The 17084-nt window shown below is 63.0% G+C and carries 17 protein-coding genes; all 17 read left to right on the top strand.

Translation table 11 applies throughout. The annotated features are described in order from the left end of the window. Window positions 1-683, top strand: a 683-nt coding sequence (locus GRZ55_RS13890; protein WP_169287531.1) for a flagellin, incomplete at its 5' end; no start/stop codon positions are given. 208 nt (window positions 684-891) lie between these two features. Continuing rightward, window positions 892-1857, top strand: a complete 966-nt coding sequence (locus GRZ55_RS13885) for a flagellin (protein ID WP_169287530.1) — start codon at window positions 892-894, stop codon at window positions 1855-1857. 117 nt (window positions 1858-1974) lie between these two features. After that, window positions 1975-3603 carry a flagellar basal-body MS-ring/collar protein FliF gene (fliF, locus tag GRZ55_RS13880; protein ID WP_169287529.1) on the top strand — a complete coding sequence of 543 codons (1629 nt, stop codon included), beginning with the start codon at window positions 1975-1977 and terminating at the stop codon, window positions 3601-3603. After that, window positions 3600-4232 carry a hypothetical protein gene (locus tag GRZ55_RS13875; RefSeq protein ID WP_210257345.1) on the top strand — a complete coding sequence of 211 codons (633 nt, stop codon included), beginning with the start codon at window positions 3600-3602 and terminating at the stop codon, window positions 4230-4232. The genes fliF and GRZ55_RS13875 overlap by 4 nt, the downstream gene beginning before the upstream one ends. Next, window positions 4232-5476, top strand: coding sequence for a MotB family protein (locus GRZ55_RS13870; protein WP_169287527.1), 1245 nt, complete (start codon window positions 4232-4234; stop codon window positions 5474-5476). The genes GRZ55_RS13875 and GRZ55_RS13870 overlap by 1 nt, the downstream gene beginning before the upstream one ends. Next, window positions 5473-6732: a chemotaxis protein gene (locus GRZ55_RS13865; protein WP_169287526.1), complete on the top strand. Its 1260-nt coding sequence runs from the start codon at window positions 5473-5475 to the stop codon at window positions 6730-6732. Before GRZ55_RS13870 ends, GRZ55_RS13865 begins: the two co-directional genes overlap by 4 nt. Then, window positions 6729-8186 (top strand): flagellar hook-length control protein FliK, encoded by a 1458-nt coding sequence (locus tag GRZ55_RS13860; RefSeq protein WP_169287525.1) that lies wholly within the window; start codon window positions 6729-6731, stop codon window positions 8184-8186. The genes GRZ55_RS13865 and GRZ55_RS13860 overlap by 4 nt, the downstream gene beginning before the upstream one ends. Continuing rightward, window positions 8143-8706, top strand: a complete 564-nt coding sequence (locus tag GRZ55_RS13855; protein WP_169287524.1) for a transglycosylase SLT domain-containing protein — start codon at window positions 8143-8145, stop codon at window positions 8704-8706. Before GRZ55_RS13860 ends, GRZ55_RS13855 begins: the two co-directional genes overlap by 44 nt. A 149-nt stretch (window positions 8707-8855) precedes the next feature. Then, window positions 8856-9524, top strand: a complete 669-nt coding sequence (locus GRZ55_RS13850; RefSeq protein ID WP_169287523.1) for a response regulator transcription factor — start codon at window positions 8856-8858, stop codon at window positions 9522-9524. Between the two features lie 93 nt (window positions 9525-9617). Next, window positions 9618-10823, top strand: a complete 1206-nt coding sequence (locus tag GRZ55_RS13845; protein ID WP_169287522.1) for a flagellar hook protein FlgE — start codon at window positions 9618-9620, stop codon at window positions 10821-10823. 31 nt (window positions 10824-10854) lie between these two features. Next, window positions 10855-12282, top strand: coding sequence for a flagellar hook-associated protein FlgK (gene flgK / locus GRZ55_RS13840; protein ID WP_169287521.1), 1428 nt, complete (start codon window positions 10855-10857; stop codon window positions 12280-12282). Between the two features lie 4 nt (window positions 12283-12286). Further along, window positions 12287-13336: a flagellar hook-associated family protein gene (locus GRZ55_RS13835; protein WP_169287520.1), complete on the top strand. Its 1050-nt coding sequence runs from the start codon at window positions 12287-12289 to the stop codon at window positions 13334-13336. A gap of 40 nt (window positions 13337-13376) precedes the next feature. Then, the gene (gene flaF / locus GRZ55_RS13830) at window positions 13377-13724 is read left to right on the top strand and encodes a flagellar biosynthesis regulator FlaF (protein ID WP_169287519.1); all 348 of its coding nucleotides are present in this window, start codon (window positions 13377-13379) and stop codon (window positions 13722-13724) included. Then, window positions 13721-14173: a flagellar biosynthesis repressor FlbT gene (gene flbT, locus GRZ55_RS13825; RefSeq protein WP_169287518.1), complete on the top strand. Its 453-nt coding sequence runs from the start codon at window positions 13721-13723 to the stop codon at window positions 14171-14173. Before flaF ends, flbT begins: the two co-directional genes overlap by 4 nt. 4 nt (window positions 14174-14177) lie before the next feature. Continuing rightward, window positions 14178-14612, top strand: coding sequence for a flagellar hook assembly protein FlgD (gene flgD / locus GRZ55_RS13820; protein ID WP_169287517.1), 435 nt, complete (start codon window positions 14178-14180; stop codon window positions 14610-14612). Window positions 14613-14615: 3 nt separating this feature from the next. Then, on the top strand, window positions 14616-14882 hold the full coding sequence (fliQ, locus tag GRZ55_RS13815; protein ID WP_169287516.1) for a flagellar biosynthesis protein FliQ: 267 nt from the start codon (window positions 14616-14618) through the stop codon (window positions 14880-14882). A 124-nt stretch (window positions 14883-15006) separates the two neighbouring features. After that, window positions 15007-17073 carry a flagellar biosynthesis protein FlhA gene (gene flhA, locus GRZ55_RS13810; protein ID WP_246734746.1) on the top strand — a complete coding sequence of 689 codons (2067 nt, stop codon included), beginning with the start codon at window positions 15007-15009 and terminating at the stop codon, window positions 17071-17073. Window positions 17074-17084 lie beyond the last annotated feature (11 nt).

Below are 17084 nucleotides of genomic sequence, written 5' to 3'. Positions count from 1 at the left end.
AGGACTCCCTGGGCCTCGGCGCCGGCAAGCTGGACGTCGCCTACACGGCCGTCAACGCCGCCATCGAAGTTGTCGAYCAGATCAAGCAGAAGATGGTTTCCGCCGTCGGCGCTTCGGAAGACGACAAGCTCAAGATCCAGACCGAGCTSAAGGAACTGCAGGGCCAGCTGACCAGCATCGGCCTCGCCGCCAACTATGCCGGCTCGAACCTGATCGCCAACGACCAGTCGGAGACCGAGCTCAACATCGTCGCCTCCTACGATCGTGCGTCTGATGGCACCGTCACGGTCAACAAGATCACGCTTGACCTCTCGGTCACGCAGATTCTCGACGAGACCGGCGAAGACGGCGGCATTCTGGAAGACGTCATGGCCATCGAGCTCGACGGAACCGAGGACGACGCGGCAATCGAAGCGCACATCACGACCATCGAGGATGCGCTCAAGCTCATGTCGGATGCTGCCGCCACTCTCGGCGCCACCAAGAGCCGTGTCGACATGCAGATGGACTTCGTCTCCAAGCTGAGCGACGCCATCGACCGCGGTGTCGGCCAGCTCGTCGATGCCGACATGCAGGAAGAGTCGGCGCGTCTGTCGGCCCTGCAGGTCCAGCAGCAGCTCGGCATCCAGTCGCTGTCGATCGCCAACGCGAACGCACAGAACATCCTGTCGCTCTTCCGCTAGGCAATCCAGGGTCGGCCCTGATGGGCCGGCCAACGACCTGATAGACAGAAGCCGCGCCCTCCGGGCGCGGCTTTTTCTGTTCTACGGCCCTGGTTTTCTGAATACCGGAACGGACCGAAGAGATAACGCGATGCGTTTAAGAGGTCATTAACCATGTGAGATTAGGAATGGTTAACCATAGCCGTTAGCCATTGCGAAAGGTCTTATTGTGGCAAGCATCATGACAAACCCGTCGGCAATGACGGCCCTACAGACCCTCAAGAGCGTCAGCAAGAACCTGGAAACCACTCAGAGCCGCATTTCAACCGGCCTGCGCGTGGGCGAGGCCGCCGACAATGCCGCCTACTGGTCGATTGCCACTACCATGCGCTCCGACAACAAGGCGCTTTCGACAGTCCAGGACGCGCTCGGCCTGGGAGCCAGCCGCGTGGACGTGGCCTACACAGCCCTGAGCAGCGTCGTCGAGGTGGCAGACGAGATCAAGCAGAAGGTCCTGGCCGCCATCGGCGCCAGCGACAGCGACAAGGACAAGATCCAGACGGAAATCCAGTCGCTTCAGAACCAACTCCGCTTCATCGCGGATGCCGCCACCTTCAGTGGCGCCAACTGGCTCTCCGTCAATTCTCTGGCTGCAAATGGAGATCCGGCCGACGGCGAGGCCGCTGACGCGAAGATCGTTTCGGCATTCAACCGAAGCACGACAGGCGCCATTACGCTCGGCACCATCGACATCAGCGTCCAGTCGATCAAGCTTTACGATGCGGGGGCTGCCGCAGGCGATGAGGTCAATCGCGGCCTGCTCGAGGGTCTGAGGGATCCCGCCACCGGTCTGCGGGACGACACTGACGGCCTCTACTCGGTCGCGTCCCTCTCCGTCATTGGGGCGTCGGATGCCGAACTGGAAGCCATGCTGGATGTGGTCGACGCCACGCTGGCCGACCTCACCGACGCCGCGACCACGATCGGCGCCGCCAAGAAGCGCGTCGCTCTCCAGCAGGAATTCACCCAGAGTCTCATCGATTCCATCGACCGCGGCATCGGCCAGCTGGTCGATGCGGACATGAACTACGAGTCGACCCGTCTCCAGGCGCTCCAGGTCCAGCAGCAGCTCGGCATCGAGGCGCTCTCCATTGCCAATTCCAACGCCCAGAACATCCTGGCGCTCTTCCGCTAGGTTAGAGACGGCACCTCACGTTTTGACGGCCGTGCCCGCCAGGGTGCGGCCGTCTTACATTTTCGCGCAAGCTTCGCCGTCTAGTCTCACCCTGCATTCGGCTGCGGAGTGAAAAGCTTGCCTGAACAATTGAAGACGGTCATCGACAATCTGTCCGGGCTCGGCCCCAAGCGGCTCGGCATCATGGGCGCCATTGGCGCGACCGTGCTGGTGGTCATCATCGCGGCATCGATCTACCTGAACCGGCCGGGCTTCGAGACCCTCTATGTCGGCCTCGACCGGTCGGATGTGAACCAGATCGGCCTGGTGCTGGGCGAATCCGGCATCGATACGGAGGTCGGCTCGGACGGGTCTTCCATCATGGTACCGGTCGGCCGCTCCGCCGCCGCCCGCACGATCCTTGCCGAACGCGGCCTGCCCGCAAGTTCGAATGCCGGTTACGAGCTGTTTGACGAGGTCGGCTCCTTCGGCCTCACCTCCTTCATGCAGCAGGTCACCCGGGTCCGCGCTTTGGAGGGCGAGATCGCTCGTACCATCCAGTCCATGGCCAATGTTCGCGGCGCGCGGGTCCACATCGTCATGTCGGATCGCGGCAGCTTCCGCACCGCCGAACAGGAGCCGTCAGCCTCCGTCGTCATCCGCATGGCAGGCGGTGAGCCCGTCCGCACCGCCAATGCCATCCGTCATATGGTTTCGGCCGCCGTACCGGGACTGAACTCGGAACGCGTGACCGTGCTCGATTCCTCCGGCACGCTACTGGCGGCGGGCGACGATCCGGCCAACAACGCGGCCAACCGCGCCATCGGCGTGGAGCGCACTGTCGAGGTGCAGGTCGAGGAGAACATCCGCAGGGCACTGGCCCCCTATCTGGGCTACGACAATTTCCGCGCCAGCGTGCGCGCCGAGGTCAACACCGACGCGCGCCAGATCGAGGAGACGATTTTCGATCCCGATTCGCGCGTCGAGCGTTCGGTCCAGGTCGTGCGTTCCAACGACCAGGCCAACCAACGCCAGGCCGCACCTCCCGTAACGGTGCAGCAGAACCTGCCCGACGAGGCGCCGGGCGCCGGCGAAGGCGCCGAATCCACCGAACAGCGCGAGCGGCGCGAGGAGACGACCAATTACGAACTGAACACGACCCGCATCGCGACCATCTCCAACGGCTATTCGGTCAACAAGCTCTCCGTCGCGGTCGTCGTCAACCGCGAGCGGCTCGCCAGTCTGGTCGGCGTGGACGGCACCGCCGAACAGCTTCAGGGCCGCATCGACGAGATCCGCGCCATGGTGACTTCGGCAGCCGGGTTCAGCGAAGCCCGCGGCGACGTCGTGCATGTGTCGGCAGTCGAGTTCATGGAAGGACTGGAAGGGGTCGATGCGGCCGCACCCGGCGTGACGGATCTCCTTTCCCGGCACATCGGTACGTTGATCAACGCAACCGCCTTTGTGCTCGTGGTCTTCCTGGTGACGTGGTTCGGCCTGCGGCCGCTCACCACCGTGCTTGTCGGCCGCGCAGACAACGACAACCAGGCCACGGCCGAGGAAATGCAGCGCTCGCTGCCCAATCCCGCGGATACCCCCGCCCTCCCGAATCTGCTCGGCGGCAGCCAGCTTGCTGGCGCGCCGGGCGACGACTTCGAGAGCCGGATCAAACCCGCGCCTCAGGAGCGGCTGGCTCGAATGGTCGACCTGAACGAGGAGCGCACCGCATCGATCCTGCGCAAATGGGCTCATAAGGAAGCCGCATGATGGCCACGCACTCCCTGGCGGACGCGCTTCCCGACTTCGCCAGCCTGCCCAAGCCGCCGATCGAAGAACGGCGCGCCGCTTCGCACGAGGCGGCGAGGCCCGTTCAACCGGCTGTCCCCCAGGCATCGATCAAGGAACTGATCGCGCTCGAGGTCGAGCGTGCCCGGGCTGATACCGCGCGGGAATGGCAGGCCCGCCACGCAGCCGAGATGGCCCGTCAGCAGGAGCTCCATGCTGCCGAGATGGCGGAACTGACGGCGCAGCGCGGAACGGACGTGGCCCACATGATCGACCAGCACTTCGCCGCGCTTGAAGCGCAGCTCGTCGACATCACCACGACGGTCGCCGCGCGCATCCTGGGCGCGAGCCTGGCCGACGACATTCGCGACCGCGCCGTGGCGCAGCTGGCCGAAACCATCCGCGCCGCACTCGGTGACGGCGAGGCTGTCCGCATCCGCGTCCGCGGCGCGACTTCGCTCTGCGAGGCTCTGGAGAAGTCCCTGGGCGCGCATGCGGACCAGGTCGAGTTCCATCTGTCGGATGGGTTCGACCTTTCCGTCGAGATCGACGACGCCATCTTCGAGACGCGGCTGAGCGAGTGGTCGTCCGCCTTGTCGGAGGTGTTCTGATGAACGCGCCCGTCACCGGACAGCCCGAGGGCGAGGAAGTCCGGCAGGAGATCATCATCGTCCGCCGCGGCGGCAACGACCATGAAGAAGAACACCATGGCGGTGTCTGGAAAATAGCCTTCGCCGACTTCATGACGGCGATGATGTGTTTCTTCTTGGTGATGTGGCTGGTCAATGCGGCCAACGAGCAGACCAAGGCTTCGGTCGCCAGCTACTTCAATCCGGTCAAGCTGATGGACCACAACGCGAACCGGCGCGGCGTCGACGATCCTGGCCGAGGTGAGCAGTTCTCCAACAACCCCGAGATGGCCAACGACCAGACCAGCGACAGGCCCGTAGGCTCCCGCCGGCAGCTGTCCGGACCGGCCGACCACGATAACGCCTCCAACCTGTCGGAGACCCATCGCACCTCCGACCAGAACCTGTTCGCCGATCCCTTTTCGGTGCTGGCCGAGATCGCGCGCGAAACGGGCACGCTTCAGAACGTGAGTGCGCGCGGCGATGGCGGCGCGCAGACGTCCGGGCCGGCGAGTGGCGCGCAGGGCGGCGAATCCTATCGCGACCCCTTCGCACCCGATTTCTGGTCGCAGCAGGTTGCTGCGCCCGACGTCACCGCGCCGCAAGACGTGACCGAACAGGCCAACACGGATCGGGAAGGCCCCAGGGTCGAGGATGGCGAACGTATCGCCGATCAAGCAGCTCCCGCGATAGCGGCAACGGCCGCAGCAAGTGCGGCTGTCGAGATCGTCGAGGTCGAGCCCGACGAAAACGTCCCGACCCAGCAGACCCTCGATCTCGCCCAGCAACTCCGTGATGAACTGTCCGATGTGTTCGGCCGCGACGAACAGCTCAACAAGACGGTCGAGATCACGCCGCGCCGCAGCGGGGTGCTGATCTCCCTGATGGATGAGCTGAACTACGGCATGTTCGAGATCGGATCCGCCGTCCCGCAGCGTCAGCTGGTCCTGGCCATGGAGAAGATCGCGCAGTCACTCGGCGCGCGGTCGGGCAATATCGTGATCATGGGGCACACGGACGGGCGGCCGTTCCGCAGCGCCGACTACGACAATTGGCGCCTTTCGACGGCCCGCGCGCACGCGGCCTACTACATGTTGCTGCGCGGAGGACTGCAGGAATCGCGCGTGACGGAAATCGCGGGTTTTGCCGATCGCATGCTGAAGATCGCCGACAACCCGCTTGATGACGCCAACCGTCGTATAGAGCTGTTTCTGGAGGTCGAGTGAAGATATCGGCTTCAGCTGCAGGACGTATCCGGCGGGCGGCTCTGCCGGCCGGTCTGGTGATGGCTCTGCTCGGCGTCGCGCTGCCGGCGGCGGCAACCGGGCTGCAGCCCTATCAGATGAGCCGGTCGCTGCAACTGGTCCAGGATCGCATAGCCGATGGAGACCACGCGGCCATGCCCATGCAGACACGGCTGATCGAGATGATCGACGAGCGGCTGCGGCGGGCAGATGCGGAAGTCTTCGAGGACAAGCGGAACTTTGACGCTCTGCTGATCTACGGCATGAGCGGGGGCAACCCCGCCACCTTCGAAGTCGTCCTGTCTCGACTGGAACTCGAAGAGACGAGTGCGCAACTCGCAAACGGCGTCAAGCACTACGCGTCTGGAAACCTCTCTGCGGCCCGGGAAGCCTTTGCCGAACTTGATCTCGACAGGTGGTCTCCGGCCGTGGCTGCCTTCGCCGCCCTGGTGAAGGGATCGGTCATGGCCGGCAGCGAACCGGAAAGCGCGGTCGCCTATTTCGACCAGGCAAGATTGCTCAGCCCCGGAACGCTGGTGGAGGAAGCAGCGCTGCGACGCGCCATCGCTCTTCACGCAGGCGCGATGGATCACGACCGGTTCATGCGTGCTGCCAGCCAATATGCCCGCCGCTTCCTGCGCTCGCCTTATGCCAGCCAATATGCCCAGTCGCTGGTCTCCGGCATCACGGCCATGTTCGATCACATCGACAGGCGCGCGATCGATGACGCGCTTTCCTGGATGACCCATGAGCAGGCCCAGACGATCTATCTGCGGCTGGCCCGGCAGGCCGCAATCGACGGGCACGATTCCATGCTCGAGTTCGCTTCGGCAAAGGCGCGCCAGATGTCGAGCGCCGAAGAGGGTGGCAACAGCGTGCGAAGCCTTCTGTATTCCAGTATTGCATCGGTCACGTCCGACACGGTGGATTCGGTGGTCTATCAATTGCGCCAGATCGATCGAAACCGTCTCTCGCCAGAGGATCTCGAATTGCTTAACGCAGCCGAGGCGATCGCTGCGGAAGTTGTCGCCCGCCCTCAGGGTTCCTCGCCCCTCACCGATTTGCCGGAAGCCGGAAATTCCGATGCGGAAGCCATACCGGCGACGATGAGTGCCGACGGCGCCGCTCCCGCGATGATCGATGCCACGCCGTCCGAAATGCGGACCGACGATCTCATAACCTCGGCACGCGACAAGCTCGAGTCCATCGACAGGATGCTCAAGGACGGAAATCAATGAATTTGCCTGCGAACCTTCCTGCCATCATTTCGTCTGGCGCTGCCACACGTGCCGATCGCGCTGCGGACGCCGATACCGGTGCATCGAAGTTCGACGACATGCTGTTGGGCAAGCCGAAAAAGGCTGCGCGAGACACAAGCGACAGGTCTGGCGAGAACCGTTCCATGTCCTGGGCGTGGTCTCGTCTCGATCTTTCCAAGAATACCAGGGAATGGAGCGTCGAGCGGGACGCTGCGGCAGTCGATGCCGACGCGGAAAATCCCGACATCGACACGGCCGAGACAGACCTGGCCGACGATGCAACTCGCTCTGAGAACGAAGTCGATCCGGGTCAACCGAAAGAGGCAGAACCACAACTCGTTGGGGCTCCTGTTGCTGTGCAAGCCGATGGCATCGCGCCGAAGGCCGGACTTCCGGAGAATGCTTCGCCGGTCCAGGACCTGCCGAGCGTTCAACAAAAGCCCGTGGAACCGGCAGATGAAGCAACCGCAAAAGACAGCGGGCGCGAAGCAGTGGATCAACGCTCCGCCGTGCGTGGTGCCGATCCTGAGGGAGGCACCCGTCTCGCTTTCCAGGGAGATGCCGAAGCCCGCCAGAGCGCGGCCGTAGGGGCCACGGACAACAGGCGCCTCGACGCACGCACCGCCGCTCGCGAGACAATCTCGGTCGGCGCGGAGCGGTCAACATCAGCTGCCGATCGCGGTGCACCCATGATCCCGGAGGCCATGCGAACCGGGCCGGACCAGGGCATGTCCGACCGCAACGAGCGATCGTCCATCGGCGATGAGACAAGGCAGACGCTGAATGCGGCAACCAAGGTCGATGGGCGGTCCCGCGAGGACCAGGTTCGAAGCGATCCGCTCTCGCAGCGCGTTACGGTAGTCTCGAGCCAGAACGCCCCTTTGACGCCACCGGCTCCCGCCCCGACATCTCTGGTCCTGTCCAACCCCGCTAGCCAGGTGGTGGCCGCGGTCCGGGAAGAGGCGAACGAGATTTCGCGCGCTGCGGCGGCTTCCATCGAGGCACACGATTCCACGGCTAGCAAGAACCGACCCGTGCAGACCCTCCAGATCCAGCTACAGCCGGCGGATCTCGGGCGCGTGAACGCCCGCATGAGCCTGGACGGAGCACAGCTTCGGGTTGAACTCCAGGTGGAGACCGAGCAGGCCAGGGCTGCCCTTGCCAAGGATACCGACGCCATTCTCAAATCACTAAAGGCCGCGGGCTTTGAAATCGACAGGGTGACGATCCAGCAGGCCCCGCTCTCCCCGAATGCGAGCCAGGCCGGCACCCCGGATCGGGGTGCGGGGACCTCTGCCGGACAAGACAACGGTACTGACGAATCCAGCGGCCGGGGCAACCAGCGCGGCGGCGGCAACAGCGACGGTCAAGCTTTCGGGGATGGACAGGATGCGACGCCTCAGAACGACAATCGCGGCGGCCTGTTTATCTAGCTTCCTCGCCCTGCCTTCCCTCGCGGCAGCAAATCCTTGTGAGGCGGAGATCATGCGGGCGGCGCGACACCATGGTGTGCCCGAGGGCATCCTTTATGCCGTGGGACTGACGGAAACGGGGCAGCGCGGCAGTTTGCACCCCAATGCCCTCAACATCGCGGGCCGGGCGGTATTCGCACGCAGCCGCGATGACGCCGTGCGCGAATTCGACCGCGCGCGCCAGCAGGGCATCAAGCTGATCGATCTCGGCTGCATGCAGATCAACCACCATTATCATGCGGAGCATTTTCCGTCCGTCGAGGCCATGCTCGATCCACGCCGGAACGTCGACTACGCCGCGCGCTTCCTGGCCCAGCTCAAGACCCGACACAATTCGTGGTCGATGGCGGTCGCCCGCTACCATGCCGGACCCGACAACGACCCGGCTCAGAAGCGCTATATCTGCCGGGTCGTCACGAACATGGTGGCGACGGGGTTCGGACAATGGACGCCGGCAGCCAAGGACTTCTGCAACCCATAATTGTTATGTAAGCGCTAACTTACATTTGGATCGACCCTCCCCCGATACCCCCCAATTTCTGGCTACAAGAAATCACCATTGTGTGTGAATCCGGCCAACATGTACCCCTTGAGACATTGGATTCACTTAATGATTCGGAGGGCGGGCCGATGATAGTGATCGTGGACGAACGCGATCTGGTTACGGATGGGTACAACTCACTTTTCGATCGTGAAGGGGTTGCAACTGCAGGCTTCAAGCCAAGCGAGTTCGAGGATTGGGTCGACAGCGCGGCCGATGACGATCTGAAGGCGGTACGCGCTTTCCTGATTGGCGACTGCGACAAGACCGAGATTTCACCACGCAAGATCAAGGGCCGCTCCAGCGCCCCGGTGATAGCGCTCAGCGAACAACATTCACTCGACAAGATCCTCGGTTTCTTCGAAGCCGGCGTCGACGACGTGATCCGCAAGCCGGTTCATGTTCGCGAAATCCTCGCACGCATCGCGGCGATCAGCCGCCGGGCCCAGGACGAAGCCTCCTTCACCGAGATCGGCGCGCTTCGCATCTATACCGATGGGCGCGACCCGGAAATTGACGGCAAGGTGATGCCGCTGCCACGGCGCGAGCGACGCATCCTGGAATATCTGGCGGTCAATGCCGGCCGACGCGTCACGAAGACCCAGGTTTTCAACGCGATCTATGGCATCTTCGACGAGGAGGTCGAGGAGAACGTGGTCGAGAGCCACATCAGCAAGCTGCGCAGAAAGCTGCGCGAGAAGCTTGGCCATGACCCCATCGATTCCAAGCGTTTCCTCGGCTACCGCCTGATGACCTGAGGATGGGCCGCAATCTTGCCGGCTGAGAACAGCCTCACGCAAGTCTGACGACCCATACTCGGCACCAGCGTCCAAATCACGAGGAGAACTTCGATGGGCCTTTATGGAATGATGCGCACCGGCGTGTCGGGAATGGCGGCACAGGCCAATCGTCTCGCAACCGTGGCCGACAACATCGCCAACTCGAATACCACGGGCTACAAGCGGGCCTATACCGAGTTCTCTTCCCTCATCATCCCGGGAACGCAGGGCAACTACAATTCCGGCGGCGTGAAGACGAGCGTGCGCTACGCCATCTCCCAGCAGGGACCGCTGCAGTTCACCGCCTCCTCGAACGACCTCGCCATCAACGGCGACGGCTTCTTCGTGGTGAAGGATTCTTCCGGATCACCCTTCCTGGCACGCGCCGGCACCTTCGTCCCCGACGGCCAGGGCCGCCTCGTCAATGCGGCCGGCTTCTACCTGACCGGCTACAGCTACGAGAATGGCAACCCCGCCGTCGTCGCCAACGGCTTCGACGGGCTGGAGATCATCTCGATCGCGGATTCGGAATTGTCGGCGGAAGTCTCCGAGACGGGCGTCTTCGCCGCCAACCTGCCGGCCGATGCGGTGAATGGCGACACCGAGAAATCGTCGCTGGTGGTCTACGACCACATGGGCCGCAAGCAGATTGTGGATCTGATATTCACGAAAACGGCCGCCGCGAACGAGTGGACGCTGGAGATCTTCGATGAAGCGGGCAACTCCCTGCAAAGCGAGAACCTGCTATTCGATCCTACGACCGGCCGGCTGGATGCCGCATCTAGCGACGCCATCGTTTTCGATATTCCCGGCACGGCAATTCCTGGCCCTGCCGCTCAGGTGACCCTCGACCTGTCCAGCATGACGCAGTTCGCGACGGGCTATAACGTGGCGACCTCCTTCGTCAGCGGCAGCGCGCCGAGCCAGATCCAGGAAGTCAAGATCAGCAGCAACGGCGTCGTCAGCGCGCTCTACAAGAACGGTGCGGAAAAGCCTCTCTTCCGCATTCCGCTTGCCTCCGTGCAGAGCCCGGACCAGCTCGCGGTGCTGCCTGGCAACGTCTACACCCAGAGCCCGGATTCGGGCGACATCAAGATCGGTTTTCCCGAGAGCGGCCAGTTTGGCTCCGTCGTATCCGGCGCGCTCGAAGGCTCCAACGTCGATATCGCCGAGGAGCTGACCAACATGATTGAATCACAACGCAATTACACGGCCAACTCGAAAATCTTCCAGACAGGATCCGACCTCCTGGACGTGCTGGTCAATCTCAAGAGGTAACGTGCCGGCGGGGCACGATGGGGCTTGAAACATGTCTTTGACATCGGCGCTGGGAACCGCGCAAAACGCATTGATGAACACGTCCCGGCAGACGAGTGTCGTCGCCACCAACATTTCCAACGCCAACGACCCCAACTATACCCGCCGGCTCGCCCAGACGATCTCCATGGCGCCAGGCGCGCGCATTCTCAATGTGAAGCGCCTGGCAGACGAATCCCTCTTCCGCCAGAACTTGTCGGCTCTCTCGGCTTTCAGCGGACAGAATTTCCTCATGTCCGGCCTCGACCGGATCGGCCTGTCGGTCAACGGCCCCGACAGCATGACCTCGCCGGCCAAGATGATTGGCAAGCTGCAGGAGGCCATGCAGCTTTACTCCTCCAATCCCTCCAATCGAAACCTCGCTGAATCGGCCGTCGAGTCAGCCCGCGCAGTGGTTTCATCGCTGAACAAGGGCAGCCGCGAAATCCAGACCATGCGCGCCGACATGGACCGGCAGATCAGCACGGCGGTCGATGAGCTCAACACGCTTCTCGGGCAGTTCGAAAAGGTCAACGCCGAAGTCATCAACGGGACCCGCATGGGCCGCGACATCTCGGACGCACTCGACCAGCGCGAGAAGCTGCTCAAGGACATCTCGGAATACGTCTCGATCTCGACGATCGTGCGCGGCCAGAACGATATCGTCATCACCACGAGTGATGGCGCGACGCTGTTCGAGACCATTCCCCGCAAGGTCACCTTCGACTCGACCATCGCCTATCAAGCCGGCATGAGCGGCGAGCCCATCCGCATCGACGGCGTGCCCATCGCCGCGGGCAAGGGGGCCAACACGACCGCCTCGGGCAAGCTGGCAGCCATGATCCAGTTGCGCGAGGATGTCGCCGTCAAGCAGCAGGCCCAGCTCGACGAGATGGCGCGTGGGCTGATCCTCGCCTTTGCGGAGGACGAGGCAGGCGGTATTCCCGGCCTCTTCACATCGACCGGTCCGTTCCCAGGAACCACGCTCATCGATGGTCTGGCCGGGATGATCCGGATCAACCCTGCCTATGATTCACAACAGGGTGGCAATCCGGAAGCCCTGCGCGACGGCGCCACGGTGAACCTCAACCCGTCAGGCGCGGCGTCATTTTCGGACACTTTGCTGGCCTATCTGGATGCTCTTGAATCCGACATGGATTTCGATCCCGCCGCAGGGCTTTTCGCGGAGGGCAGCCTGACGAACTTCTCCACCGAATCCGTGGGCTGGCTTGAAGGCAACCGCAAGGCGGCGGACTTCGCGATGGAGAACAAGGGCGCCACGCTCATGCGCACGGAGCAGGCATTGTGGAACCAGACGGGCGTCAACATCGACCAGGAAATGGCGATGCTGCTCGATCTGGAACATTCCTATGCGGCCTCGGCGCGGATGCTTCAAGCGGTCAACGACATGCTCGCCACGCTGCTCAACTCGGTCAGGTAACGTCATGAAGGCCTCGTTCGTCTCCTCCCACGCCATTTCCGAAGCCATGCGCTACCAGATGATGCGCATGCAGGCCGATCTGGTTAAGGCCGAGAAGGAGGTCGTGACCATGCGCGTGGCCGACGCCGGGCTCAAGCTGGGTGCGCGCGCCGGGCAGTCGATCTCGCTGTCGCGCGACGTCGATCGTCTGGGCGCGCTACTGGATTCCAACGGCCTCGCCGCCGCGCGGCTTGCCTCCACGCAGACGAGCCTGGTCCAACTCACCGACATCGCCAACGATCTGATGCCCGCTCTGACCACAGCCTTGAGCGGACCGACCGATCAGACGATACCGCGCAACCAGGCCAAATCGGCGCTCAGCACGATCACGTCGATCCTCAACACGACGCAAAACGGCGAGTATCTATTCGCGGGCATCAATACCGACCATAAACCGCTTGCCGATTTCGATGCGCCCGGCTCCACCGCGCGTGCCGCTTTTGACACCGCCTTTCAGGCGACCTTCGGCTTTGCGATCTCCGATCCACTTGCGGCCGGCATAACGGCCCAGCAACTCAACGACTTCATGGACCAGCTGGAGGCCGATGAATTCGACGGGCCCGGCTGGGGCACCAACTGGTCGTCGGCCTCTGACCAGACAATCAGTGCCCGCATCACCCTTTCGGAAACCTCGAAGGCCTCCATCAGCGCGAATGAAGAGGGCATCAAGAAGCTGGTCATGGCCGCTTCGTTCGCTTCCTTCTTCCTTGATGGCGCTATCCAGGACAACGTTGCCAGGGCAGCGATAGAGCGGTCGGTGGCAGGACTTGGCGAGGCGGTGGCGATGCTCGGCTCTTCCCAGGCTGAGGTCGGCATCATCCAGCAGCGGGTGACCAGCGCCAGCGAGCGCGTTTCCATGCAGATCGATCTCTTCAAGCTGAACATCAACGACCTCGAGGGTGTCGATCCCTACGAGGCTTCGTCCCGCATCACCAGCCTGCTCACGCAGATCGAGGTGTCCTACACGCTGACTTCACGCATCCAGCAGTTGAGCCTCGTCAGGTTCCTCGGATGACCCAAACGAACTGAACCGCAGCCAGGAAGACAGACGGATCATGTATCAATTCTCCTATGCCGAGATCCAATCAGATTCGGTTGCCGATGCCAGGGATCGGGAAAAGCAGCTCCTGACGCGCTCGATCGACATGCTGGTCGAGGCACGGGAAGTCGGACTGCAGTCGCGCGAGACCATCGAGGCCCTGATCTTCCTGAGGCGCGTCTGGACGCTGTTCGTGGAGGATCTGGGAAATCCCGAGAACGCATTGCCCAAGGAGCTTCGCGCCAACCTGATTTCGATCGGCCTCTGGCTGTTGCGTGAGGCCGAGGAGATCCGCCAGGGCCGCTCGGACAATGTCGAGGGGCTGATCGAGGTTTCCCAGATCATCCGGGACGGAATGCAATGAGAAAGACGCTGAAGATCAGCCTGAAGCCCAACGAGAAGATCTACGTCAACGGCGCCGTCCTCAAGACGGACAGGAAGGTCTCGCTGGAGTTTCTGAACGACGTGGACTTCCTGCTTGAAGCCCACGTCATGCAGCCGGAAGAGGCGGTGACGCCGCTGCGGCAGCTCTACTTCATCATTCAGGTCATGCTGATGACGCCGGGCGACGCCGTGAGCGCGAAGGAGCTGTTCCGGACGTCGCTTCCGCTCGTCCTCGGATGCTACCCCGATGCACGGGTTCAATCCGCCCTGAAGCATGTCGACCAGCTCGTCGCAGAGGGCCAGGTCTTCGAAGCGCTCAGATTGCTGCGCAACTTCTTCGATCTCGAGAACGAGCTCGTGGATGGCGTCAGTGACCCGCAGTTGGAACGATCGGCTTCCACACCTCGCCCGATCGCCATAGGAGAATAGACGCATGGACCCCGTATCCGCCACCAGCAGCACGTCGCCCGCGAACTTCACATCGGCGACCTCCTCCAACATGGTCGACTATGACGCCTTCCTGAAGCTCCTGGTCGCCGAAATGAAGAACCAGGACCCGACCAGCCCGATGGAATCGACCGAGTATGTCGCCCAGCTGGCCGCGTTCTCGCAGGTCGAGCAGTCGGTGCAGATCAACGCCAAGCTGGACAACATCCTTCAGGCCTCGGCCCTGACCCAGGCCACCGCGATGATCGGCAAGGAGATCACTTCGGCCGGCGGTGAAGTCTCCGGCATCGTCAAAGAGGTGAAGCTCTACTCCGACGGCGTCATTGCCGTCCTCGAAAGTGGCGAGAAGGTCCTGATCGAGCCGGGCATCGAGGTCCGCGCCCCGGGCCAGGCTCCCGGCGACGAAGAAGAAACTGCCTGATCCGTGACCGAGGCCGATGCCCTCGATATCGTCCAGTTCGCGATCTGGACCGTGCTGACGGCTTCCGGGCCGGCGGTGGTGGTCGCGATGGTGGTCGGCGTCGGCATCGCCCTCGTGCAGGCCCTGACGCAGGTGCAGGAGATCACCCTCACCTTCGTCCCGAAGATCGTCGCCATCATGCTGGCAGTGGCCTTCTCCGGCCCCTTCGTCGGCGGCCAGATCAACGCGTTCACCACCGTGATCTTCCAGCGCATCGAGACGGGCTTCTGAGCCTCGGCGCTCCTTCCCATCCTCGCGCAAGTTTGACCCGCTAGTCTCTCAGTCGAAATCCGGCCTGGTGCCGGGCAATCGGCGTGGGAGCGCAGCGGCTGGAATGGCATTGAACGATATCGCTATGGCGCCAGCGGCACCGAGGCAATGGCGCGACGTCAGCCTCGCTGTCGGCATCCTCATCATCCTGGCAGTCCTGTTCCTGCCCATTCCGGCGTTCATGGTCGATGTGGGACTGGCGTTTTCCATCGCGCTGTCGGTTCTGATTCTCATGGTGGCGCTCTGGATCCAGCGGCCGCTCGACTTCTCGTCCTTTCCGACCATTCTTCTGATCGCCACCATGCTGCGGCTGTCGCTGAACATCGCGACCACCCGCATGATCCTGGCCAACGGAAACGAGGGCGTGAACGCCGCCGGCCACGTCATCGGCGGGTTTCAGAACCTCGTCATGGCGGGCGATTTCGTCATCGGCCTCATCGTCTTCCTGATCCTCATCGTGGTGAACTTCGTCGTCATCACCAAGGGCGCGACGCGCATCGCGGAAGTCGGGGCACGCTTTACCCTCGATGCCATTCCGGGCAAGCAGATGTCGATCGATGCCGACCTCTCGGCCGGCCTCATAAACGAGAAGGAGGCCCAGTCACGCCGCCGCGAGCTGGAGGAGGAATCCTCCTTCTTCGGTTCCATGGACGGTGCCTCCAAATTCGTGCGCGGGGACGCGATCGCCGGCCTCATCATCACCGCCATCAACATCATCGGCGGCATCGCCATCGGCTATTCGCGCCACGGCATGTCGATGGCGGAATCCGCGGACGTCTTCGTCAAACTGTCGGTCGGCGACGGCCTGGTCACGCAGATCCCGGCGCTCGTCGTGTCGCTGGCCGCAGGCTTGCTGGTCTCCAAGGGCGGCACGCGCGGCTCCGCCGACAAGGCGGTTTTCGGTCAGCTGGGCGCGTATCCCCGCGCGCTCTTCGTCGCCGCCATGCTGCTTTTCGTTCTGGCCCTGATGCCGGGTCTTCCTGCCCTGCCCTTCCTCGTCCTCGGCGGCGCGATGGCGACGATCGCCTATCTCGTGCCGCTGCGCCGTCGGCGCGCCGAAGAAAGCGCCCAGGCGGTGGAGACCGAGAAGGAGCGAACCAAGGAAGAGGAAGAGAAGAACTCGCTGAAGAACTCGCTCGCCACGGCGGAGATCGAACTTCTCATCGGCAAGCAGCTCTCCACGCGGCTCCTCACCTCGCATCAGGAGCTGGCCTTCCGCATGGGCAAGATGCGCAAGAAGTTCGCCCAGCAATACGGCTTCGTTGTCCCCGACGTGAAGCTGACCGACGATTTCACCATCCAGCCCAAGACCTACCGCATCAAGATCCACGGCACGGTCGTGGCCGAATACGACATGCGGGTGGGCGAGGTGATGGTGCTGATCGGGGGCGGCGAGGTGCCGGAGATTCCGGGCGAGGAGGTACGCGAGCCGGCTTTTGGCATGCGCGCCTATTCCGTGCCGGAGACCTTTACCGACGACCTCAAGCGCGACAAGTTCTCCTATGCCGACAACATGTCCGTGCTGCTCACCCATCTGAGCGAGGTCGTGCGCAACAACCTTCCCCAGTTGCTGTCCTACAAGGACATGAAGCTGCTGATCGACCGGCTCGATCCCGAATACAAGAAGCTGGTCGACGATATCTGCACCACCCACATCTCCTATCCGGGCTTCCAGGCGGTCCTCAAGCTCCTGCTGGCGGAACGCGTGTCGATCCGCAACCTGCATCTCATCATCGAGGCGGTCGCAGAAATCGCGCCGCATGTGCGACGCACGGAGCAGATCGTGGAGCATGTGCGCATCCGCATGGCACAGCAGATTTGCGGCGATCTCACCGAAGGCAGCTCGCTCGACGTCCTGCGCCTCGGCAATCGCTGGGACCTCGCCTTCCATCAGGCGCTCAAGCGCGACCCGAAAGGCGAGATCCGCGAGTTCGACATCGACCCCCGCCAGCTCGAGGAGTTCGGCGAGGAGGCGACCAAGGCAATTCGCAAGCACATCGATGGCGGCCGGCATTTCGCGCTCGTCACCGCCCCCGAAGCGCGCCCTTATGTCCGCATGGTCATCGAGCGACTGTTCCCGACCTTGCCGGTGCTCAGCCACGTCGAGATCGCCCGCGGCGTCGAGGTCAAGGTACTGGGCACGATTTCCTGACGGGACCGACC

The organism is Chelativorans sp. ZYF759, from assembly GCF_012911015.1.
GTDB lineage: Bacteria > Pseudomonadota > Alphaproteobacteria > Rhizobiales > Rhizobiaceae > ZYF759.
This window is presented reverse-complemented; position numbering and strand designations above follow the sequence as displayed.

Coding starts and splice junctions, on each gene's coding strand:
- GRZ55_RS13850 (WP_169287523.1), top strand. CDS start 8,856: ATGATAGTGATCGTGGACGAACGCGATCTGGTTACGGATGGGTACAAC.
- flaF (WP_169287519.1), top strand. CDS start 13,377: ATGTATCAATTCTCCTATGCCGAGATCCAATCAGATTCGGTTGCCGAT.
- GRZ55_RS13845 (WP_169287522.1), top strand. CDS start 9,618: ATGGGCCTTTATGGAATGATGCGCACCGGCGTGTCGGGAATGGCGGCA.
- GRZ55_RS13835 (WP_169287520.1), top strand. CDS start 12,287: ATGAAGGCCTCGTTCGTCTCCTCCCACGCCATTTCCGAAGCCATGCGC.
- flgK (WP_169287521.1), top strand. CDS start 10,855: ATGTCTTTGACATCGGCGCTGGGAACCGCGCAAAACGCATTGATGAAC.
- GRZ55_RS13855 (WP_169287524.1), top strand. CDS start 8,143: ATGCGACGCCTCAGAACGACAATCGCGGCGGCCTGTTTATCTAGCTTC.
- flhA (WP_246734746.1), top strand. CDS start 15,007: ATGGCGCCAGCGGCACCGAGGCAATGGCGCGACGTCAGCCTCGCTGTC.
- GRZ55_RS13860 (WP_169287525.1), top strand. CDS start 6,729: ATGAATTTGCCTGCGAACCTTCCTGCCATCATTTCGTCTGGCGCTGCC.
- GRZ55_RS13870 (WP_169287527.1), top strand. CDS start 4,232: ATGAACGCGCCCGTCACCGGACAGCCCGAGGGCGAGGAAGTCCGGCAG.
- GRZ55_RS13875 (WP_210257345.1), top strand. CDS start 3,600: ATGATGGCCACGCACTCCCTGGCGGACGCGCTTCCCGACTTCGCCAGC.
- flgD (WP_169287517.1), top strand. CDS start 14,178: ATGGACCCCGTATCCGCCACCAGCAGCACGTCGCCCGCGAACTTCACA.
- flbT (WP_169287518.1), top strand. CDS start 13,721: ATGAGAAAGACGCTGAAGATCAGCCTGAAGCCCAACGAGAAGATCTAC.